Annotated in this window: 17 protein-coding genes; 12 read left to right on the top strand and 5 right to left on the bottom strand. The window is 60.1% G+C overall.

Annotated features, from left to right (window positions below; all coding sequences use genetic code 11):
* Nucleotides 1-29: 29 nt before the first annotated feature.
* From RBB32_RS09520 to RBB32_RS09510, 3 genes are all read right to left on the bottom strand, one after another.
* Entirely contained in the window at nt 30-1,400 is a 1,371-nt protein-coding gene (locus tag RBB32_RS09520) for a glutamate--cysteine ligase (protein ID WP_306152468.1), read from the bottom strand.
* Between the two features lie 66 nt (nt 1,401-1,466).
* Nucleotides 1,467-1,979, bottom strand: coding sequence for a hypothetical protein (locus RBB32_RS09515; RefSeq protein ID WP_306152467.1), 513 nt, complete (start codon nt 1,977-1,979; stop codon nt 1,467-1,469).
* Nucleotides 1,976-2,701 carry a 16S rRNA (uracil(1498)-N(3))-methyltransferase gene (locus tag RBB32_RS09510; RefSeq protein ID WP_306152466.1) on the bottom strand — a complete coding sequence of 242 codons (726 nt, stop codon included), beginning with the start codon at nt 2,699-2,701 and terminating at the stop codon, nt 1,976-1,978. The genes RBB32_RS09515 and RBB32_RS09510 overlap by 4 nt, the downstream gene beginning before the upstream one ends.
* Nucleotides 2,702-2,712: 11 nt before the next feature.
* Here RBB32_RS09510 and ubiA point away from each other — a divergent pair, with 11 nt between their 5' ends.
* From ubiA to RBB32_RS09465, 9 genes are all read left to right on the top strand, one after another.
* Nucleotides 2,713-3,678: a 4-hydroxybenzoate octaprenyltransferase gene (gene ubiA / locus RBB32_RS09505; protein WP_306152465.1), complete on the top strand. Its 966-nt coding sequence runs from the start codon at nt 2,713-2,715 to the stop codon at nt 3,676-3,678.
* A gap of 62 nt (nt 3,679-3,740) precedes the next feature.
* Nucleotides 3,741-5,657: an OmpA family protein gene (locus RBB32_RS09500; RefSeq protein WP_306152464.1), complete on the top strand. Its 1,917-nt coding sequence runs from the start codon at nt 3,741-3,743 to the stop codon at nt 5,655-5,657.
* A complete protein-coding gene (locus RBB32_RS09495; RefSeq protein WP_306152463.1) occupies nt 5,644-5,970 on the top strand; it encodes a hypothetical protein in 327 nt (108 codons plus the stop codon). Before RBB32_RS09500 ends, RBB32_RS09495 begins: the two co-directional genes overlap by 14 nt.
* Nucleotides 5,971-6,242: 272 nt before the next feature.
* Complete coding sequence (locus RBB32_RS09490) at nt 6,243-7,196, top strand: calcium/sodium antiporter (RefSeq protein ID WP_306152462.1); 954 nt, start codon at nt 6,243-6,245, stop codon at nt 7,194-7,196.
* Between the two features lie 481 nt (nt 7,197-7,677).
* Nucleotides 7,678-9,885, top strand: coding sequence for a hypothetical protein (locus RBB32_RS09485; RefSeq protein WP_306152461.1), 2,208 nt, complete (start codon nt 7,678-7,680; stop codon nt 9,883-9,885).
* Nucleotides 9,886-10,091: 206 nt separating this feature from the next.
* Nucleotides 10,092-11,099, top strand: a complete 1,008-nt coding sequence (locus tag RBB32_RS09480) for a glycosyltransferase family 2 protein (protein WP_306152460.1) — start codon at nt 10,092-10,094, stop codon at nt 11,097-11,099.
* Between the two features lie 26 nt (nt 11,100-11,125).
* On the top strand, nt 11,126-11,728 hold the full coding sequence (locus RBB32_RS09475) for a hypothetical protein (RefSeq protein ID WP_306152459.1): 603 nt from the start codon (nt 11,126-11,128) through the stop codon (nt 11,726-11,728).
* A 187-nt stretch (nt 11,729-11,915) separates the two neighbouring features.
* Nucleotides 11,916-12,965: a glycosyltransferase family 2 protein gene (locus RBB32_RS09470; RefSeq protein WP_306152458.1), complete on the top strand. Its 1,050-nt coding sequence runs from the start codon at nt 11,916-11,918 to the stop codon at nt 12,963-12,965.
* Between the two features lie 8 nt (nt 12,966-12,973).
* Nucleotides 12,974-15,223 (top strand): glycosyltransferase family 2 protein, encoded by a 2,250-nt coding sequence (locus RBB32_RS09465; protein WP_306152457.1) that lies wholly within the window; start codon nt 12,974-12,976, stop codon nt 15,221-15,223.
* Between the two features lie 370 nt (nt 15,224-15,593).
* Here RBB32_RS09465 and RBB32_RS09460 read toward each other — a convergent pair whose 3' ends face one another.
* Nucleotides 15,594-16,079 carry a fasciclin domain-containing protein gene (locus tag RBB32_RS09460; RefSeq protein ID WP_306152456.1) on the bottom strand — a complete coding sequence of 162 codons (486 nt, stop codon included), beginning with the start codon at nt 16,077-16,079 and terminating at the stop codon, nt 15,594-15,596.
* A gap of 461 nt (nt 16,080-16,540) precedes the next feature.
* The gene (locus tag RBB32_RS09455) at nt 16,541-16,984 is read right to left on the bottom strand and encodes a DUF302 domain-containing protein (protein ID WP_306152455.1); all 444 of its coding nucleotides are present in this window, start codon (nt 16,982-16,984) and stop codon (nt 16,541-16,543) included.
* Nucleotides 16,985-17,095: 111 nt separating this feature from the next.
* On the opposite strand from RBB32_RS09455, the gene RBB32_RS09450 reads away from it, so the two are divergent.
* From RBB32_RS09450 to msrQ, 3 genes are all read left to right on the top strand, one after another.
* Nucleotides 17,096-18,589 (top strand): FMN-binding glutamate synthase family protein, encoded by a 1,494-nt coding sequence (locus RBB32_RS09450; protein WP_306152454.1) that lies wholly within the window; start codon nt 17,096-17,098, stop codon nt 18,587-18,589.
* A 78-nt stretch (nt 18,590-18,667) separates the two neighbouring features.
* Nucleotides 18,668-19,576, top strand: coding sequence for a protein-methionine-sulfoxide reductase catalytic subunit MsrP (gene msrP, locus RBB32_RS09445; protein ID WP_306152453.1), 909 nt, complete (start codon nt 18,668-18,670; stop codon nt 19,574-19,576).
* Entirely contained in the window at nt 19,576-20,178 is a 603-nt protein-coding gene (gene msrQ / locus RBB32_RS09440; RefSeq protein WP_306152529.1) for a protein-methionine-sulfoxide reductase heme-binding subunit MsrQ, read from the top strand. Before msrP ends, msrQ begins: the two co-directional genes overlap by 1 nt.
* The last annotated feature ends 427 nt before the right edge of the window (nt 20,179-20,605 follow it).

Here is a 20,605-nt window from a genome sequence, read left to right as displayed (position 1 = left end):
CCCCGGGACATGCCCGGGGCATGTGTCGCTTAATACGAATACTCCGCATAAATCCGGCTCAGGTCGCCATCCCAATCGCCATTATAATGCTCAAGCAGTTCATCGGCGGGCACCTTGCCGGACTCGACGCTTTCCTTCAGCGCATTGAGGAAATGGGTCTCATCCCCGATCAAGCCGCCCGCACCGGGCCGCGCGCGGGCTTTCAACCCCGCTTCGGAAATCGCCACGGCTTCGCGCGCGATCTCATGCATGGAAATCCCATCGACACGGGCATCAAGCGCCTGTTCACTCGCCGCGACGCGCAGCGCCTCGCGCGTCGGCGCATCCCAGCCTTTGACCAGGTCCCATGCCGCATCCAATGCGCTTTGGTCATACATCAGACCCACCCAAAAGGCGGGCAGCGCGCACAGTCTGCGCCACGGGCCGCCATCGGCGCCGCGCATTTCGATGAACTTCTTGATTCGCGCCTCGGGGAAGATGGTGGTCAGGTGATCGGCCCAATCCGACATCTGGGGCTTTTCACCGGGCAGGGCGGGCAATTCGCCCTTCAGGAAATCGCGGAACGATTGCCCCAAAGCATCGTGATAAACCCCGTCGCGATAGACAAAATACATCGGCACATCGAGGGCGTATTGCACCCAAGCCTCGAACCCGAAGCCTTCATCAAAGACGAAGGGCAGCATGCCCGTCCGGTCCGAATCCAGATCGCGCCACACGCGGGAGCGCCATGATTTATGGCCGTTGGGTTTGCCCTCGAAGAAGGGGGAATTGGCGAAAAGGGCGGTTGCCACAGGCTGCAGGGCCAGTGCCACGCGCAGCTTTTGCACCATGTCCGCCTCGGACCCGAAATCAAGGTTCACCTGCACGGTACAGGTCCGGTACATCATGGATTTGCCCATGGTGCCGACCCGGTCCATGTAATCGGTCATCAGCTTGTAACGCCCCTTGGGCATCCGCGGCATCTGTTCATGTGTCCAAGTGGGCGCGGCCCCCAGCCCGATGAACCCCACACCGACCTTGTCGGCGATGTCCTTCACATCGGCCAGATGCTGGTTCACCTCGTCACAGGTCTGGTGGATGTTTTCCAAGGGGGCGCCCGACAATTCCAACTGCCCACCCGGTTCAAGGCTGACATTCGCGCCGTCTTTCTCTAGGCCAATCAGCTTGCCGCCTTCTTCCAAAGGGGCCCAGCCGTGGCCATCGCGCAGGCCTTCAAGCACCGCCAGAACGCTACGCTCACCCTCGTAAGGGATGGGCTTAAGCGTATCCTTGCAATAGCCGAACTTCTCGTGCTCGGTGCCGATCCGCCAGTCTTCACGCGGCTTGCAGCCGTCTTCCAGGTATTCGGCCAGTTGTTCGTGCCGCTCGATCGGGCCGCCACCGGATTGGGGTATGGACATGAGGGCACCTCTTTCACCTTGCTGCGCGGATATGACGTTGAGAAGTGGCGCTAATCGCGCGGGGTGTCAATGCAACATCGCTGTGCGTTTTTGCCAGATAACGACGGCTTGATCGCCGGATGCGGACATCTGCGACAGCATGTATTCGGTGCGCAGGCCGGGCAGGGCGGCAAAGGCATCGAACAGCGCCTCGGCCCCTTCGGCATTCACGGGGATTTGCAAATCGGCCTGCCCGGGTTGGCGCAACACCCAATGTGCGGGATGCCCCGACCGGTCCAGCATCAGGGCGGTCATTTCGCTGCGTGCCACGGCCCCGCCGGTCAAGGGGCCGAAATAGGCGATTTGTCCCTCGTCCACCTGCACAACACCGGCCCCGCCGCGCGCGCCGCGAAAGCGGGCGCGTTGAAACCCGGCGACCATCAGGGCAAGGCCTGCCGCGGCCACTGCATAGCCGATCCAATGCAGCAAGCCACCGGTGCCCAAAACCCACCACAGGCCAAGCGCCAGAACCGCGCCGCCGATCAGCACCTCGCGCCAGCGGGCAAGGTTTTGCATGGCTTCGGGACGGACAAAGCTCATGCCCAATCCCCCAGCGCCTGCTGCCAGACGGTCAGCGCGGCAACAGCCGCCGTATCAGCGCGCAGGATGCGTGGCCCAAGACTGACCGCATGGGCAAAGGGCAGGGCATGGAGGCGCGCGCGTTCAGCCTCGGAAAACCCGCCTTCAGGGCCGATCAGGATCGCCCATTTGCCGCCCCCCGCTTGGCCCAGCGTTTCGCCCGCCCCCGCCAGCGCTTCGTCACAAAACATCAACTGCCGGTCTCCGGGCCAATCGGCCAAAAGTCGATCCAGTCTTTGCAAGTCGCAGACCTCGGGCACAAAGGTGCCGCCGCATTGCTCGGCGGCTTCCACGGCATGGGCCTGCAACCGGTCCTGCCGGATGCGTTCGGAATTGGTGAACTCGCTTTGTACTGGCAGGATACGCGCCGCCCCCATCTCGGCGGCTTTTTCGACGATGAAATCGGTGCGTGCCTTCTTGATCGGCGCAAACAGCAACCACAGGTCCGGCGGATCACGCTGCGGCGCGGTTTGTTCCACGGCCTCCAGCGTGCCACCTCGTTTGCCCGCCTCGCGCACCTCGGCGCGCCATTCGCCATCGCGCCCGTTGAACACCGCCAAGGCATCGCCTACCCCGCGCCGCATCACCCCGAAAAGGTAATGCGCCTGATCACGGGCCAGAGGAATGGTTTGCCCTTCCCCCAAAGGCTGCTCTACATAAAGCCTGATCTTTGTATCTGCCATGGGGGCACCATATGACCGGCACAAACGAGACGCCAGAGGACAAGGGCCAAGTCGCCGATGCTTATCGCGGCAATTGGGTGGACAGGCTGGCCCCCGCCGCTACGCGCCCCTACCTCCGCCTGTCGCGGGCGGATCGGCCGATTGGCACATGGCTTTTGCTCTTGCCCTGTTGGTGGGGTCTTTTGCTGGCCATGCTGCACGATGGCCGGGCCACCTGGCATGACCTGTGGATTTTCGCAGGCTGCGGTATCGGGGCCTTCCTGATGCGCGGGGCGGGCTGTACGTGGAACGACATCACCGACCGCGATATCGACGGCAGCGTGGCCCGCACCGCCTCGCGCCCCATTCCTTCGGGGCAGGTGACGGTCAAAGGCGCGCTGGCGTGGCTGGTGGTGCAGGCGCTGGTGGCCTTCTGCATCCTGCTGACCTTCAATATCGCGGCAATCGGGCTTGGCGTGCTGTCGCTTTTGCCGGTGGCGATTTACCCGTTTGCCAAACGCTTTACATGGTGGCCGCAGATTTTCCTTGGGCTGGCCTTCAACTGGGGCGCGCTTCTGGCCTGGACGGCGCATACCGGGCGGCTGGAATGGCCCGCCGTGGTGCTCTACGTCGCCGGCATGGCATGGACGCTTTTCTATGACACGATCTATGCCCATCAGGACAAGGAAGACGATGCCCTGATCGGCGTCAAATCCACCGCGCGGCTGTTTGGTGAGACCACGCCGAAATGGCTGTCGTGGTTCTTGATCCTGGCGGTAAGCCTGATGGCCGTGGCGGTGATCATGGCGGTGATCGACGGCACGATCCCGGCGATGCTTGTGGCGCTTCTGGGGCCATGGGCCATGGGCTGGCACATGTTCTGGCAGATGCGCCGGCTGGACCTTGGCGATCATGACCGGCTGTTGCGCCTCTTCAGGTCGAACCGGGATGCCGGTTTGCTGCCTTTGCCGTTTTTCGCTGTCGCGCTTTTGCTGTGATTGCACTTGTCCCCGGCAGGGCCTAAATACTGGCGGACACTCCACGAAATGGCCTTTTGCCCATGCGCTTGTCTTCGCTTTTTTCTATTGCCGCTGTTTTTCTGGGCGCGGCGCTCCTATGCCTTTTGGCAGCCCGATTCGCGGTCACCGCGATCGAGGACGGATCGCGCACAGCGGTGTTGGAGGAACTGGACCGCGACGGCCTGACCTGGGCCGAGGTGGACGCAACCGGCCTGCAGGTTTTTCTTGCCGGCACCGCGCCCAGCGAAGCGGCGCGCTTCAAGGCGCTGACCGTGGCAGGCAAGGTCGTGGATGCCGCCCGCGTCATCGACCAGATGCTGGTCGAAGACAGCGCCAAGATCGCAGCGCCACGGTTTTCGATGGAAATCCTGCGCAATGACAGCGGCATTTCCCTCATTGGCCTTGTCCCCGCTAGCACCGACCGCGAGGAACTGGTGGCCGAAATCGCCGAGCAGGCAGAAGAAGACGAGGTGATCGACCTTCTGGAATCGGCCGATTACCCACAGCCCGACACATGGCAGGACGCGGTGGATTATGCTGTTACATCGCTGTCCCAACTCCCGCGTGCCAAGGTCTCGGTGGATGCCTCGCGCGTGATGATCACCGCCATGGCCGACAGCGAAAAAGACAAACGCCGAATTGAAACCGATCTGGCGCGCCAAGTGCCGGATGACGTGGGTCTTGCACTTGATATTTCCTCGCCCCGGCCCGTCATCACGCCCTTTACCCTTCGTTTCCTGATCGAAGACGGAACGCCGCGCTTCGATGCCTGCTCGGCCGATACCGAAGAGGCGCGGGATCGCATCCTGCGCGCCGCAAGCGAGGTCGGCCTGACCGACAAGGCGGCCTGCACCATCGGCCTTGGCGTGCCCTCGCCGAAATGGGCCCGCGCGGTGGAGCAATCCATCGCCGCCCTGGGCAAGCTGGGCGGTGGCAGCGTCACCTTTTCGGATGCGGATATTTCACTGGTCGCGGCCGAAGGCACGCCGCAGGCGGCTTTCGATGATGTCGTCGGGCAGCTTGAAACCTCGCTCCCCGAGGTTTTCGCGCTCCATGCCGTTTTGCCCCAGCCCGAGGACGAGACACAGGTAACGCCCGAATTCGTGGCAACGCTTTCGCCCGAAGGCCTGGTCCAGATCCGTGGCCGGGTGGATAGTGACGTGACCCGCGAAACCGTCAACAGTTTCGCCAAGGCGCGCTTTGCCTCTGATGCGGTGCACAGCACCGCGCGCGTGGCCGAGGATTTGCCGAAGGATTGGTCGTTGCGCGTGCTGACCGGGCTGGAAACCCTTTCGTACCTGTCGAACGGGGCCGTGATCGTGAAGCCCGAGGAACTGTCGGTGTCCGGTAATACAGGCCAGGAAGACGCAAGCGCTATGATCTCCGGGTTCCTGTCGGACAAACTGGGCGAACGGAACCAGTTTTCAATCGACGTGACCTACAAGGAAGAGCTTGACCCGGTGGCCAGCATCCCCACCCCCGAAGAATGCGAGGCCCGCATCGCCGAGGTGCAGGCGGACAACAAGATCAACTTTGAGCCGGGTTCGGCCAATATTGATGCCAATGGCGCGGCCATCATGGATCAAATCGCCGAAATCTTGACGGAGTGCGGCGAAATCCGCATGGAAATTCAAGGCCATACCGACAGTCAGGGCCGCGAGGTCATGAACCAGCAACTCAGCCAGGCGCGCGCCCGCGCGGTCCTCAACGAATTGCGCCTGCGCCGGGTTCTGACATCGTCCTTCACCGCCAAGGGCTATGGCGAAAGTGACCCGATTGCCGACAACGGCACCGAGGAAGGCCGCGAGGCCAACCGCCGGATCGAATTCAAGCTGATCCGCCCCGAGCCGATCGAGCCACAGGAAACAACCCTTGAAAGCCTTGAACAACCTGTTGAAAATCAGGATGAGGCAGGCGACACCGGGGATCAGGAAAGCACCGAAGATGAACAGAACTGAATTCATTATCGCCACGGCCATCGTTCTGTTCGTGGCCTTCTGCATGGGTTGGTTCGCCAACTGGCTGGTGCATCGGTTCATCCGCGTGTCGGGCTCAGACGTGGAAGAGCTTGAAAAGATGGCGCAAGAGCTGCACGAGGCCGAGGAAACCCGCGATCAGGCGATCACTTACCTGCAACAGCGCGAGGCCGAGCTGACCAACCAGATCTCGCAGACCGAGGCCGAGCTTTCGGCCACCATGGACGGCCTGCGCGAAGCCCGCCACGAGGCCGAAATGCTGCGCGGTGAGTTGGAGCGCAACCGCGCGGGTTAGCGGTTTGCCTCTGGCGTAAAAGTCGCGACATGCCTCTGGTGTGCCTGCGCCGAGCGGGGGTATACGGTTTTGTGGCAGTTATGCGCAGGAGGTGCTTTGCAAAGCTCGGACGTTTCCCGACTGCGGGCCTTCGTGTAGAGTGCAGCTAATTCGGGCTTTGAGCCCAAACTGCCGAATGCTGCGGCTTGCGCGAACGTCCGCTTCCGCCATTGAAAATAGCAAAACAGGTCGCCATTTTGCGCAAGACTATCGACTGAAGGATACTTCCCAAGATGAGCGCGGCACTCTTAGTCGTTATTGGCCTGATAGGCTTAGTGGTGGGCGGCGAAATGCTGGTGCGGGGAGCTGTCTCGGCTGCCAAGTCGTTCGGTATATCCCCGATGGTTATCGGTCTCACTTTGGTTGGCTTTGGAACTTCAACGCCAGAGTTAGTAACAAGCCTTCAGGCTGCGCTTTCCGGTTCGTCAGGAATTGCGATTGGAAACGTCGTCGGCAGCAACATCGGCAACGTTCTTCTGATACTGGGTATTGCTGCTCTCATCGCGCCTATTGCAGTGGACCCTAAAGCATTCCGGCGTGACGGCACGGTGACGGTAGTTGCAACGCTCATTTGTCTCGGTGCCGTTCTGTTAGGAGAAATCGGCCGACTGATCGGCGCAGGTCTTGTCACTGCATTGGCAGCTTATCTTGGCTTTACGCTGTGGTCAGAGAAAAGAACAGGAGGCACACCAGCCGCCGCTGTCTACGAGAACGAAGCTGACGCTGTGGTCGGCCCAGAAACATCGATCGGCATATCGCTGTTGATTTGCATCGCGGGGCTGGCAATCACCATATTCGGCGCAAGGTTTTTGGTGTCAGGTGCCGTGTCCCTCGCTCAGGCTGCGGGGCTTTCGGAAACAGCGATCGGACTTACAATCGTGGCAATTGGGACCTCAATGCCAGAGCTTGTCACCTCCATCATTGCGGTACGGAAGGGCGAAGGAGCTGTCGCACTCGGGAATGTTTTGGGTAGCAACATTTTCAACATCTTAGGCATCCTTGGAATAACTGTCCTCGTCCAACCCATGACAGTTCCGACCGAGATTGTTCGCCTCGATATTTGGGTCCTGTGTGCTACGACGCTTATCTTAATGGCATTTGCTCGAAGCGGTTGGAAAATCAATCGGCGTGAGGGCGGGCTTTTCGTGTTCGCGTACATTGCCTACCTCGTTGTGCTTCTCGCCTGATATGCGTTTAATTAGATATACGAGCTGTCGTAAAAGCAGGCCTTCGCAAATGTAAGTTGAATGGCAGGTTTGTCCCGCACTTCGGTCATTCGACTTACCGAGCGCGAAGGTCTGCTCTGACCAGCAGGCCCGCAAACCGCTATGTCTGCTACGGGCCTAACTGCGGTTCCCTAACATGTCCGATCGGAAGACTTACCTCATGACCTCAAGCTTGCCTTCGCGCGGGCATCTTGTGTCAGGCGCAGAACAGCAGACTGCGCGTGTCCTGAAACCCACGGTTTACGCGCCGCGCCATATTACGTGGTGACGAAACGGCAAGTTTTTGTCACTATGCCTGCAAACAACAAAACGGGTCACCGAACCCGGCAGGCGTAGCGTGGGCAGGCACCTATGAGGTATTCAGGTCGGGTAAACTCCATCCTTTGCACCGCCGGTTGCGCGTTCGTTTGCGGGCACAGATGGCAAGCATCGAGGATCGAGTATGGCGCGAGAGCGTGAGGTAGGCACCCTTTGGATCGGTGGGCCGTTAAGTTGGCTGGAACAGCTTTGCCTGAAGTCCTTTGTCGACAAGGGCCAGAAAATCACCCTGTTCAGCTATGAGGACATCCCCAATGTCCCCGAGGGCGTGATCCGCCGCGACGGGCGCGAGATCATAGATACCGACGATTTCATCAAGTACGAACAAAAGAACAGTTTCGCGCTTTTTGCCGATTGGTTCCGCCTGCACATGATCCATCAATGCCCCGGCATGATCTGGATTGATACCGATGTCTATTGCCACCGGCCCATGGACTACGACAGCGATTATGTCATGGGCTACGAGCTGCCCGGCGAACACCGCGTCAACAACGCCATCCTCGGCCTGCCGCATGACAGCGAGATGCTCTCGCAAATGCTGGATTTCACCTCGGATCGCTATTCCATCGCGCCCTTCCTGCCCAAGGGAAAGCAAAAGGATTTCCGGAAAAAGGCAGATGCCGGCAAGCCCGTGCATATCACCCGGCAGCCCTGGGGTGTCTGGGGGCCGATGATGGTCACCCATTATGTCCACGCTTTGGGGCTTGAGGACAAGGTGCGGCCGCTCGATGCCTTCTATCCCGTCACCTTCCGGGACCGCACCAAGTTCCTCCGCCGCGCCTCGATTGCCGAGGGGCTGATAACGGATGAAACCACCGCCCTGCACCTTTGGGCCTCGAACAAGAAACAACTGGGTAACCTGCACCACGGGCTGGCCCCGCGGGGCTCCTACCTTGAAAAACTGGTGCAAGAGCACGGAATCGAACCCGCGCTTGCCCCGATCAAGGGCCGGGGCACCGCCACCTTCGATGGTGCGCTTGTTGATCACCTTGATCTGGACGAGGTCGAAACCGTGGCGGACCTGACAGGTGCGGCGCGCAGTTTCGTGCTGTCGCTCCACCATCAGCACGATTGCGATATCCAACTGATCGACGTCGACAGGTCCGGCCAGTTCGGCAATGATCCGCAGCCATGGATCGCCGATTATGCCGCGTTCCTGCAAAGCAACGGGGTCGACTCCGACCGCATCCGCGTGATCCGCCGTGAAAAAGACCTGCGCCCGGTGGATGTGCTGTGCAATCTCGATGGCTTCGGCTGCGCCTACCGCATCAAGAACCTCGGCAGGATCTATGACCGCTGCCTGCATTCCGACAGCCGGGTGTTCATGGACATCAAGAAAGGCTCGGGCGCCTTTCCCTTTCTCAAGGCCTACGGCACCAACGAACCGCTTTCGACACGCGAAGAAGACGGCAAACCCGTTACCCGCGTCGTGGTTACCCCCAAACCCCCCGAAGGCGGCGACGATGCCGGGTGGGATGAAATCGCAACGCGGCTTGCGGGCGACGATGGCTTTTACCGCCCCGGCCCCGAAGGCCATTCCTTCCTTTTCATGCCGCGTAGCGACGACACGCTTGTGGTGACCTTCGACAACCTCGATATCACCATGAACAAACGCGATGACCGGCGGCCTTGGGGCTATTCCTTCATCCGCGAACAAGGCTGGTCGATGCTGGGCGTGCTGGCCGGCGGCTGGACATGGTATCGCAACCCTTGGGTGTCCCAGCAATTCGATGAGCTGCGCGACAGCGGCTTTTTCAACCGCTTCAAACGGGTGGTGTTTTACGGCGCCTCCATGGGCGGCTATGCCGCCTGCGCCTTTTCCGCCGCCGCGCCCGGCGCGGATGTGGTGGCGATCAGCCCGCAAAGCACGCTGGATAAATCCATCGTGCCCTGGGAAACCCGCTACAAGGTGGCCTGGGACCGCGACTTTTCCGGCCCCTACGGCGATGCGGCACAGGCCTCGGGCGCGGCCAACAAGGTCTATGTCCTGTATGATCCCTACGAGCCGCTGGATTCCGGCCATGTGGCCCGGTTCGACAATGACAATGTCGAACGCCTGCGCGCCCCGCTTCTGGGGCACCGCCTCGGCTCGTCGCTCAACCAGATGGGAATCCTGTCGCCCATCATCCTTGGGGCGCTCGCGGGCACCCTGACCTCGCAGGACTATTACCAGATGCTGCGCAACCGAAAGGCCTTCCCGCGCTATCAGCGCGAGCTTTTCAATCGCACGGTCAACCGCGGCCATACGCAACTGGCCAAATCGCTGGGCGAATACATCCTTGCCCGCAACGACAACCGCAAGGTCCGGCAGGGCCTGCGCGCGCTTCGGTAAGCCCAAGGATCCCCCATGTTCCCCACGCGAACGACCATGAGGCAGGCAAGAAAAGGCGGCCATCCCACGGGCCCCCCACCCGTGGCCATTTCGGAACGCGGCGGGCGATGGGTGTTAACCTTCCTTGCTATGAAACCACGGCGTGCAGTATCCTTTCGCCAAGGAAATACGCAGGCCAAGAACGCCGATAAATCCAGAGCGGGTGCATGACACAAGAGACCTACACCGTCGTTTCCACGATGAAGAACGAAGGCCCCTTTATCATTGATTGGGTGGCTCACTACAAAACGCTTGGCTTTGATCATATTCTGGTCTGCACCAACGATTGTACGGATACGACCGTCGATATCCTCTTGCGACTGCAGGAAATGGGCCTTGTCACCCAACACAACACCATCGTTCGCAGCGGCGGCATTCACCGCTCGGCCCTGCGACAGGCCTCCCGGCGCTATGATATCGTGATGGATGCGAAATGGGTCTTTGTCTGCGACGTGGATGAATACCTTAACATCCATATGGGTGACGGATCGGTTCAGGCGATGGTCGAAGGCTCGGGCGAGGATAGCGATGTCATCTCGGTGCCATGGCGTATCTTCGGGCCAAACGGCATCGAGGCGTTCAGCGATACACCGGTCACACAACAATTCCGCATGGCCGAACTGCCCTGGGATGCAGAAGAACGGCCCAACACCGGCAAGTTCGTCAAATCGCTCTACACCAATCAGCACAAGTTCCAGCGCATGGGCCTGCACGCCCCCGTCACGCTGAAAGAGCATATCGAAACCACAAAGCGCGTTCTGCCGGGCGGCAAGGATTACGTGATCAACGGCGAGCGCACGGAACACCCCCCGGTCTTCACCGAGGCACAGGTCAATCACTATGCGCTGCGCTCCATGGACAGCTACCTTGTCAAACGCGCGCGGGGCAGGGCGAACCATTCGCACCATGTTCTGGGGCTGGACTATTGGCACAAGTTCAACCTCAACGGCGAGGAAGACACCACGATCGACCGCTACCAAAGCGCCAGCGCCAAACTCGCGGCCGAATTGAAGGCCGATCCGGTGCTGGCCGATCTGCATCAAAGGGCGGTTGACTGGCACGCACGCAAGGCGGCCTCCCTCAAGATGGATCCTGACATGGATGAATTGACAAATGCCTTGCGGGCGAACCTCGCAGAAGACTCCGCACCGGAGAAAAAGGCAAAATCGGCGTGATGAAACCCGGATAGGTGGGCAGGCCCATGAAAGACGAAACACCAACCATCGAGCGTCCAGAACTCACGTTCATTCCCGAAGTGGCCGAATTGCTTCGGAAACACTACGAAAAGGCGAATGTGATCCTTGAATACGGCTCGGGCGGATCAACGGTCATGGCTGCCGAGATGCCGGGAAAAACCATTTTTTCGGTCGAAACCAGCCGCCCCTGGACCAAGATGATGCGCCGCTATTTCGAACAGGAACAGCCGCCATCCATGCCCCTGATGCAGCACGTGAATGTCGGCAAAACCGGCAAATGGGGCCGGCCCGTGGATAACTCGGGGTTCAAGCGTTATCACCGCTACCCGCTGTCGATCTGGGATATCGACGAATTTCAGCATCCCGATGTGATCCTGATCGATGGCCGCTTCCGGGTCGCCTGTGCGCTGACAGCGATGTTGCGATGCACCAAAAAAACCACGCTGCTGTTCGATGACTATGAAAACCGCGCATCCTATCACATGCTCGAAGACTTCCTCGAGAAAGAGGAAACCGTCGGCGCGATGGCGCGCTTCACGGTCCGCAAAACCACCTTTCCCCGCGACAAGATGACAAAGCTGATCGGCGCTTTTGCAAACCGGTTTTGACCCGCTGCGGTACAACGCTTGAGCGGGGCACGCGTTTCGCGAAGATCTGTGATTCAGGTTTTTCGCGAAACGCTTTAGGCAAGCCTTGGGAATGGCAAAACTTTGACCAGTTCTTGCGTGATTATGGTTAGATCGGAAAAGTCTTGCTAATTCGGGCACAGATACCAAAGGAGACAGCGGGCAGGGTATGACGGTTCTGGGTGTCACATGTTTACGCGATGACGGCCCCTATGTTGTGGAATGGGTGGCGCATCATCTGGCGACGGGGATGGATCACATCCTTGTTCTCAGCCACGATTGCACCGATGGCAGCGATACACTGCTCGATGCCTTGCAGGCCTCGGGCCGCGTGACACACCTGCGTTTTGCCCCCAAGGGCAACAAATCCGTGCAATGGCAGGCGCTCAGGCTGGCGGGGGATCATCCGCTTGTGGCCGGGGCCGACTGGGTGATGGTGTTCGATTGCGATGAATTCCTGTCGCTCGATCCCGCCTGTTCGGATATCTCCGGGTTTCTGGACGCGATGCAGGGGCAGGGCGGGCAGGCCGACGCGGTGGCCATTCCGTGGCGGCTGTTCGGCTCTGACGGGCAGGCGGGCTATGATCCCGCCCTGACGCCCGAACGCTTCCGCCGCGCCGCGCCGCGCGATCTGCAATTTCCCATGGCGCATCTGTTCAAATCCATCGTCCGCCCCAAGGCCTTTCAAAAGCTTGGCGTTCACCGCCCGCGCCGCAAGCCGCGCCGCGATGCGCCGTGGCTGACCGCATGGGGCGATTGTCTGCCCGAAAGCTTCGTGCAGAACGACGATCTGATCACCCTTTATACTTACGCAAAGGACCACCCGCCGCTGGCCGAGTTGAACCATTATTCCCTGCGCTCGCGCGATGAATTCATGGTCAAGCGGCACCGTGGCCTGCCCAACCACATGCAAAAACCGATCGACGTGGGCTATTGGGTGGAAAGAAACTGGAACACCGTTGAAGAGCACCGTATCGACACCATGCTACCGGCCACCCGTGCCATGGTGGATGAGCTTCTGAACCTGCCCGATGTCCACCCCTGCCACGCGGCCACCGTGGCCGCGTATCAACGCCGCCTTGCGGAAATCTTCCGCGAGATTGATGAAGTGCGCTTTCACTGGCAATTAGGCCTCACACCAAACAGCACCCCACCCAGCCCCAAGGCCCTGCGCAGCTACGTCGCGGCCATGGCGGCGGCCCGGGGCAACAAGGGCTGAACAGGCAGATGGCAGGGCAGGTCGAATTTCGCGAAATGGCAGGGGTCACCGCCAATGGCATCACCCTGTTGGAGGCCGTGTCGCAAGACACCGAAACAGGCCAGGAGGTCACGCTCTATTTCCAGGCGGATACCGACCCAAGGCAACTGGGGTTCCCCCACAAGGCCGAGGTGCCGACGCTTTTCACCATCGGCGGTGCACCGGTGCTGCGCCTGTCGCTGCCACGCCGGGGGCCGTTCACCCTGTCCTTTGCCGGGGACGAGGTCGAAGTTACCCCCTCTCCCTCCGAATTGCGCGGGTTCGAAGGCCTGAATGCCGCCGCCGCCCTCAGCAATGGCGAGGATGCCGCGACCATCCTGCAATGGCTTGCCTTCAACGCCGAGCATCAAGGCCTGAACGCCGCCGTCATCCTTGATCGCACCCGCCCCGGTGAGCGGCCCGCCTTTGACGCCGAACTGCAACAGGGCGTGGCCGCCATGGGCCTGCCCATGCGCGTCACCGTCCTGCGCTCTCATCATCCCTTGGGCAAACTCAACCTCCCGGCCGAGGAACACCCCTTCTGCGCCCCCGCCGCGCCCGGCAAGGACCGGATGGAAATTCCCCCGCCCGCGCCATGGTCCGCGCCCATCGGGGCGCTGCATTGCTATGAAATCATGCGCCGGCGCTTTCTGGGCGATGCCCGCGCCGTGGCCAATATCGAGGTCCACGACCTGATCGTCGATGATGGCGACGAGACCATCTTTGACCGCGCCGTTGCCGCGCAAGGCGGGGTGATCCCGCTTATGGGGCAAACCTGTTACCCATGGCGTGTACGCAACAACGACCCGATCCGCTTTGCCGATCATATCTGTGTGCAGTTCGACGCCGGCAAACCCAAAACCCGCTGGTGCATCGCCCCGGCGAAAGCCCCGGAAAAAGCCATCTGGCGACTGACCCGTGTCGGCAACGCCGACCCGGACTTGACGGCGCCGGGCCGCTTTTACCGCTTCATGAACCTGCGCCACCCGGCCGATGCGGTCTCGCTCATCGTTCCGAAAACCGCGCTGATCGAAGACGACCGCCTGCTCAAACTGTCAAAGAAAACCTTCGGCCACAAACCCGTGCGCGTGCCCGATGTCGCGCCCAGGAAGGTGCAAAAGGGCCGGGGCCGCCGCGCCATCGTCACCACCATGAAAAACGAAGGCCCCTTCATCCTTGAATGGCTGGCCTATCACCGCGCCATCGGGTTCGATGATTTCCTGATCTACACCAACGACTGCACCGATGGCACCGACGATATGTTCGACCTGTTGCAGGCCAAGGGATACATCCAACACCGCGACAACCCGTTTCGCGAAATGAACCTCAAACCCCAGCACGCCGCCCTTGCCGCCGCTGGGGAGGAGCCGTTGATCAAGGATGCCAAATGGGCCACCTGCATCGACGTGGATGAATTCATCAACATCAAGGTGGGCGACGGCACGCTGGATGATCTGTTCAAGGCCGTGCCCGATGCCAACATGATCGCCATGACATGGCGGTTGTTCGGCAATGCCGATGTCGCCGGTTTCCACGATGACCTGATCATCCGGCAGTTCACCCGCTGCGCCCCCGAATACGCCCGCAAGCCGCATCAGGCCTGGGGCTTCAAGACGCTGTTCCAGAACGCGGGTATCTTCAAGAAACTGGGGGTGCACCGGCCCAAGGGCCTCAACCCGCAACTGGTGGATGAAATCATGTGGGTCAACGGCTCGGGCATCCCGCTGCCGGAATCGATGTATCGCAACGGCTGGCGCTCAACGGTCACGACCTATGGCTATGACTTGGTACAGTTGAACCATTATGCCGTGCGCTCTGCCGAAAGCTTCCTTGTGAAACGTGATCGGGGCCGGGTGAACCACGTCGACCGCGACCAGGGCCTCGCGTACTGGTTCCGCATGAACAACAACGCCGAGGAAGACACCTCGATCCAGCGGATGATTCCAAGGGTTGAACAGGAACGCGCCAAACTCATGGCCGACCCCGAGATCGCGGCGATGCACGACCACTGCGTGAAAATGCATCGCACCAAGATTGATGAATTGCGGGCGACCGAGAATTATTCGAAGTTCTTTGCCGAACTGAACGGCGAGAGGATGCGCAAACTGGCGCATATGCATGTGCATTTCGGCTCCAACGTCTTCTTGTCCGGGCCGGAATGCGTCCCCGACGAGGTGCTGGCCCGCGACCCCGAAGAGGATTTTTTCTTCACCGTCGAAAAGGGCGAGACACAGCACTAGGGGCAAAGGGTGGGGTTCAACTGCCCCGCGCGGAATCAAGGCCGCAGGCCGCCGCGCGATCGCCAGACCGCCCCCCGGGCTGGCGATTGGTTGACGTAGGCACCCCGTGTTGGGGTCTTCCGACAGTAACTGGGATAAATCGAGGGGCTCAAACCTTCGATCGCCATCCCGCGGTCTGGCCATCGCGCTGCTATCGGGCTTTGATAAAGCCTTGGTTTCAGAAACGGGAAGGGCGGTTTATGCCGTCCAACGTCAGATAAGAAACCCGATAACCTTGTAGGGCGCGCACCCAAACACACCTCCCAAACGAAAAGGCCCCGGCAAACCGCCGGGGCCAATCCTTGCCATTGAGTGGCAAAGGCGCGTGGCCTTACTTGGGCATGATCACCCCGTCGATCACGTGGATCACACCGTTGCTGGCCTCGATATCGGCGGTCACGACATTCGCGCCGTCAACGCTCACGCCATCTTCGGTCATGATGGTCACTTCGCTGCCCTCAACGGTCTCGGCCATCATGTTGTTCGACAGATCCCCCGACATCACTTTGCCCGGCACCACGTGGTAGGTCAGGATCGACGTCAGCTTATCCTTGTTCTCGGGCTTCAGCAGGTCTTCGACCGTGCCTTCGGGCAGCGCGGCAAAGGCCTCATCGGTGGGGGCGAAAACGGTAAAGGGGCCTTCGCCCTTCAGGGTTTCCACCAAGCCGGCAGCCTGCACGGCCGCGACAAGCGTTTCAAAGCTGCCCGCATCCACGGCGGTATCGACGATGTCCATTTTCCCATGCCCGTCGGCAAGGGCGGGGCCCGCCATCAACGCGGCGGCAGCGGTCATTGCAAGATAAGTACGGCGAAACATGATTTGGTCTCCTTCGGTTGCTGAAGAATTCAATGCCGTTATCGACATCGTCCAGACCTACGCAGCGAAACCTCGGACGGTTCACCGGGGGTTTCCGCCGATGCCATTTGACCCGCGCGGAATGCGACCTAAGCCGCGCCCTGCGCAATTTTCCATTCAAACTCTTGTGATCTTCGCTCACTGCGACGTGAGGTTTCTCTGCCTTCCAAACTTCCCAGAGCATTTGCCTGTTCCTCGATCGCCCTGCACCGGGCCTGGCCTGGGGCCTCGCTTGCCAACTGCGGATATGGAACAACCCTGCTGTCGAAACCTTTCCAAAGCCTTGCACCACCGCACGCAGGCCACCGGGCAGCTGGTTATGTACGTTCTGTACAGTCGTTGAAGACGAACCCCCGATTTCTGTACAGAAACCGGGGGTAAGATGTACAAACTGTACATGTCTTTCTGTGCTGTGTCGGGGATCATTCCATCCCGATGGCCGCCCGCACGATACCGTCCAGAAGATCCTGGATTTTCTGCATCTCGCCTTCGGGGAAGGCGCGGTATCCGATCATCACCTCGCCCTCGGACTCCGCCAGTTCGGCGACGAAGATGTCATAGGGGCAAAAGGCGATGTTCATCGGGTCCGCCTCCATCACCTCGCGCGACAACGAGGCCGAGCAAAAGCTATAGGTATCGGCCTCTTTGAACAGAACCACGTCCGACCCCACATCGGCACGCGTGCGCTCCAGCATCTCGCCCACGTGGCTGACACTGTCGATCACCAACCCCTTGTCCAGTATGGCACTTTCCAGCCCAAAGGCCACATCGCCAAAGCTCTGGTCGGTGGTATAGGTCACCATCTCCTGTGCGGTTGCGGTTTGGGCGGCCAATCCCATGGCGGCGGCCAGTATCCATGTTTTCATGACAAACTCTCCGTAAACTCTGGTTTCCGGTTGTCCCCGGATAGTCAAAGGCGCAGTCTATAAGCCAACCATGCCTTCACCTTTGATCCACATCAACACCCGAGACACCGAATGACCTATGCCGTGAACGCGCTTGAATTCCTCGCATTGATTTTCGTGATCGCCCTTGGCCTGCTTGCCCTGACGGTTTTGATCCTCTTCATCCTCGACAAGACCCAAACCGGCGACGCCATTCGCCGTAACTACCCGGTAATAGGGCGTTTTCGCGGATTGTTCACCAAGCTGGGCGAATTCTTCCGGCAGTATTTCTTCGCCATGGACCGTGAGGAAATGCCGTTCAACCGGGCACAGCGCGACTGGGTCTATCACGCGGGCAAGGGCAAGGGGAACACGGTGGCCTTCGGCTCGACACGCAACCTTGCCATTTCGGGAACACCGATCTTCGTGAACGCCTGCTTTCCGCCACTGGACGATGAGTCCGCCGCAACCGCGCCGATGGAGATCGGTCCAACGGCGGCCGTGCCTTATCGGGCCAAGTCGATCTACAATATCTCGGGGATGAGCTATGGCGCCATTTCCCGCCCCGCCGTTGAGGCCCTTAGCCGGGGTGCGGCCAAGGCGGGCATCTGGCTCAATACCGGGGAAGGGGGGCTATCGCCCTTTCACCTCAAGGGGGCATGCGACATCGTCTATCAGATCGGCACGGCAAAATACGGCGTGCGCGATGAGAGCGGCAATCTTGATGACGACAAGCTGCGCGAGGTGGGCAGCAACCCGCAGGTGAAAATGTTCGAACTGAAGCTGGCCCAAGGGGCCAAGCCCGGCAAGGGCGGCATCCTGCCCGGTGAAAAGGTGAGTGCCGAAATTGCCGCGATCCGGGGTATCCCCGAGGGACAAGACAGCATCTCGCCTAACCGTCACCGCGAAATCGACAGCTACGCCGAACTTCTGGATGTCGTGGCCCATATCCGCGAGGTCTCCGGCAAGCCCTGCGGTTTCAAAACGGTTGTCGGGTCGTCGGATGCATGGGCCGAGTTCTTCGAGTTGATCAATGAACGCGGGTCCGATTGCGCACCCGACTTCATCACCATTGACGGCGGGGAGGGCGGCACCGGGGCCGCGCCCATGCCGCTGATTGATCTGGTCGGCATGCCGATCCGCGAGGCGCTGCCGCGTATGGTGGACCTGCGTGACCGTTATGGTTTGAAAGAGCGTATTCGCATTATTGCCAGCGGCAAGCTGGTGAACCCGTCTGATGTGGCTTGGGCGCTTTGCGCCGGGGCCGATTTCGTCACCTCCGCGCGCGGCTTTATGTTCTCGCTTGGCTGTATTCAGGCGCTCAAGTGCAATCGCAACACCTGCCCCACCGGCATCACCACCCATGCGCCGCACCTGCAAGCGGGTCTTGTCGTGGAGGACAAGTTCGAGAAGGTGGCCAATTACGCCAAATCCGTGATCAACGAGGTCGAGACAATCGCCCACTCCGTCGGGGTGGCCGAACCGCGCCTGATGCGGCGGCGGCATGTGCGGATTGTGCAGGCCGATGGCACCTCGATTCCGTTCAACAAAATCCGGCCAAGTTACAACGTCCCCACACAGACGTGAGGATGGTTCATTTGCCCGATTGTGGAGGGGCGCGTAGCGTCCCCTATATATACTGTGTGGAACAGACGGGAAAATGACATGGCTTATCGGTGGAAAAACGACCTGACCGAGGCGGCGGTGACGCCGAAACATATCTATATGAACCGCCGCCAATGGATCGCGGGGGCCGCCGCCGGGTTGGGCCTTGCCGGAGTAGGTGGCGCAGCCCGCGCGCAAGAGAACGACCTTGAGCCGAACGACTGGGACGATATCACCAGCTATAACAACTATTATGAGTTCGGCACCGGCAAGGATGACCCCGCCCGCTATGCCGACCGCCTGACCATCCAGCCCTGGACCGTCAAGATCGACGGCATGGTCGACCGCCCCGCCGACTACGCCTTCGAGGACATCATGGCGAAAATGACCATCGAAGAGCGGCTCTACCGTTTCCGCTGTGTCGAGGCGTGGTCGATGGTGGTGCCTTGGAACGGGTTTGAGCTGGCCGACCTTCTGAATATGGCGGGCGTGCAGTCGGGCGCGAAGTACGTGGCTTTTGAAACCGTGCTGCGCCCCGATGAAATGTCGGGCGTGCAATTCCCGGTTCTGGACTGGCCCTATGTCGAGGGCCTGCGCCTGGATGAGGCGATGCACCCCCTCACTATAATGGCCACCGGAATCTATGGCCGCGACATGCCCAACCAGAACGGCGCGCCCCTGCGTCTGGTGGTGCCGTGGAAGTATGGCTTCAAATCCATCAAGTCGATCGTGCGGATCACCCTGACGGATAAAGAGCCAGCGACAAGCTGGAACAAGGCCAACCCGCGCGAATACGGCTTCTATAGTAATGTGAACCCAACCGTGGATCACCCGCGTTGGTCACAGGCGACCGAACGGCAAATCGGTGGCGGGCTGTTTGCCCCGCGCATCCCCACCAAGATGTTCAACGGCTACGAGGCCGAGGTTGCCAGCCTTTATGATGGCATGGACCTGACCAAGAACTTCTGATCCTGGTGGACCGTTTCAATACCCTTGTCCGGCGCATCCCCACAGCGGCCATATATATACTGTGTGCCGTTCCCGCGCCGTGGCTCTTTTATCTGGGGGTCACGGGCGGCCTGGGGGCCGAGCCGATCAAGGCGCTTGAACGAGAGTTGGGCGAGATTGCCTTGCAGTTGGTTGTGGCCGGTTTGGCCATCACCCCCCTGCGCCGGTACGTCGGCCTGAACCTTTTGAAGTTCCGTCGCGCGCTGGGCCTCATGGCATTTGCCTATGTCGCGCTGCATCTGGCGGTTTGGTTGATCCTCGATGTGCAGATCGTGGCACAGATTTGGGCGGACATTATAAAGCGTCCCTATGTGACCATCGGAATGGTGGCCTTCCTTTTGATGATTCCCCTGGCTGCCACCTCGAACAATTATTCTGTTCGCAAACTGGGCCGGAAATGGCGGCAGCTTCATAAGCTCACTTATGTGGTCGCGATTCTGGGGGCGATTCACTTCATTTGGCTCTCCAAGGGCTTCCAACTGGAGCCGTTGATCTATCTTTCGGTGATTTTAGGGCTTCTGATGCTTCGGATTCGCCCGCAGCGCAGGAAACAGGCGGCCTGATTCACCGTCTGACGCCGATTCAGGCGGAAAATGAATCGCCCAAAACAGCGATTCACGCCGATTCACCGAAAATCACCGGGTGAATCGCGCCCCGATTCAAAAAAATCGCCCCCGATTCCGGAAAATGAATCGCCCGAACGCGCGATTCATCCCTCGAGTCGCCAAGATTCTGCCGGTGACTCGGAAAGTTTCGCCCGAGTCTTGGGGATAAGCCTGTGGATAACCATATATATAGGGAATGACCCTGCTGCGGCGCGGCAATAAAATTGCGCCAAAGCTCCCATCCGTGAAATTTCGCCTATCCAACCCTATGTTTTTCCAAGGAAAATCGGTTTTTTGAAAAAAAGATGACGTTTCTCGAAAAAAGGGGTTGCGGGGTCAGGCGGTAATCCGTAAATACCCCCTCACCGGCGGCGCTGAGGCGCAC

Source organism: Roseovarius sp. MMSF_3281 (genome assembly GCF_030733685.1).
GTDB lineage: Bacteria > Pseudomonadota > Alphaproteobacteria > Rhodobacterales > Rhodobacteraceae > Roseovarius.
The sequence above is the reverse complement of the archived record's forward strand: the minus strand, read 5'-3'. Positions and strand labels throughout refer to the sequence as shown.

What these genes read in the sequence shown, in the direction of transcription:
- RBB32_RS09520 (WP_306152468.1), bottom strand. Translation starts at nt 1,400, where the DNA reads ATGTCCATACCCCAATCCGGTGGCGGCCCGATCGAGCGGCACGAACAA.
- RBB32_RS09515 (WP_306152467.1), bottom strand. Translation starts at nt 1,979, where the DNA reads ATGAGCTTTGTCCGTCCCGAAGCCATGCAAAACCTTGCCCGCTGGCGC.
- RBB32_RS09510 (WP_306152466.1), bottom strand. Translation starts at nt 2,701, where the DNA reads ATGGCAGATACAAAGATCAGGCTTTATGTAGAGCAGCCTTTGGGGGAA.
- ubiA (WP_306152465.1), top strand. Translation starts at nt 2,713, where the DNA reads ATGACCGGCACAAACGAGACGCCAGAGGACAAGGGCCAAGTCGCCGAT.
- RBB32_RS09500 (WP_306152464.1), top strand. Translation starts at nt 3,741, where the DNA reads ATGCGCTTGTCTTCGCTTTTTTCTATTGCCGCTGTTTTTCTGGGCGCG.
- RBB32_RS09495 (WP_306152463.1), top strand. Translation starts at nt 5,644, where the DNA reads ATGAACAGAACTGAATTCATTATCGCCACGGCCATCGTTCTGTTCGTG.
- RBB32_RS09490 (WP_306152462.1), top strand. Translation starts at nt 6,243, where the DNA reads ATGAGCGCGGCACTCTTAGTCGTTATTGGCCTGATAGGCTTAGTGGTG.
- RBB32_RS09485 (WP_306152461.1), top strand. Translation starts at nt 7,678, where the DNA reads ATGGCGCGAGAGCGTGAGGTAGGCACCCTTTGGATCGGTGGGCCGTTA.
- RBB32_RS09480 (WP_306152460.1), top strand. Translation starts at nt 10,092, where the DNA reads ATGACACAAGAGACCTACACCGTCGTTTCCACGATGAAGAACGAAGGC.
- RBB32_RS09475 (WP_306152459.1), top strand. Translation starts at nt 11,126, where the DNA reads ATGAAAGACGAAACACCAACCATCGAGCGTCCAGAACTCACGTTCATT.
- RBB32_RS09470 (WP_306152458.1), top strand. Translation starts at nt 11,916, where the DNA reads ATGACGGTTCTGGGTGTCACATGTTTACGCGATGACGGCCCCTATGTT.
- RBB32_RS09465 (WP_306152457.1), top strand. Translation starts at nt 12,974, where the DNA reads ATGGCAGGGCAGGTCGAATTTCGCGAAATGGCAGGGGTCACCGCCAAT.
- RBB32_RS09460 (WP_306152456.1), bottom strand. Translation starts at nt 16,079, where the DNA reads ATGTTTCGCCGTACTTATCTTGCAATGACCGCTGCCGCCGCGTTGATG.
- RBB32_RS09455 (WP_306152455.1), bottom strand. Translation starts at nt 16,984, where the DNA reads ATGAAAACATGGATACTGGCCGCCGCCATGGGATTGGCCGCCCAAACC.
- RBB32_RS09450 (WP_306152454.1), top strand. Translation starts at nt 17,096, where the DNA reads ATGACCTATGCCGTGAACGCGCTTGAATTCCTCGCATTGATTTTCGTG.
- msrP (WP_306152453.1), top strand. Translation starts at nt 18,668, where the DNA reads ATGGCTTATCGGTGGAAAAACGACCTGACCGAGGCGGCGGTGACGCCG.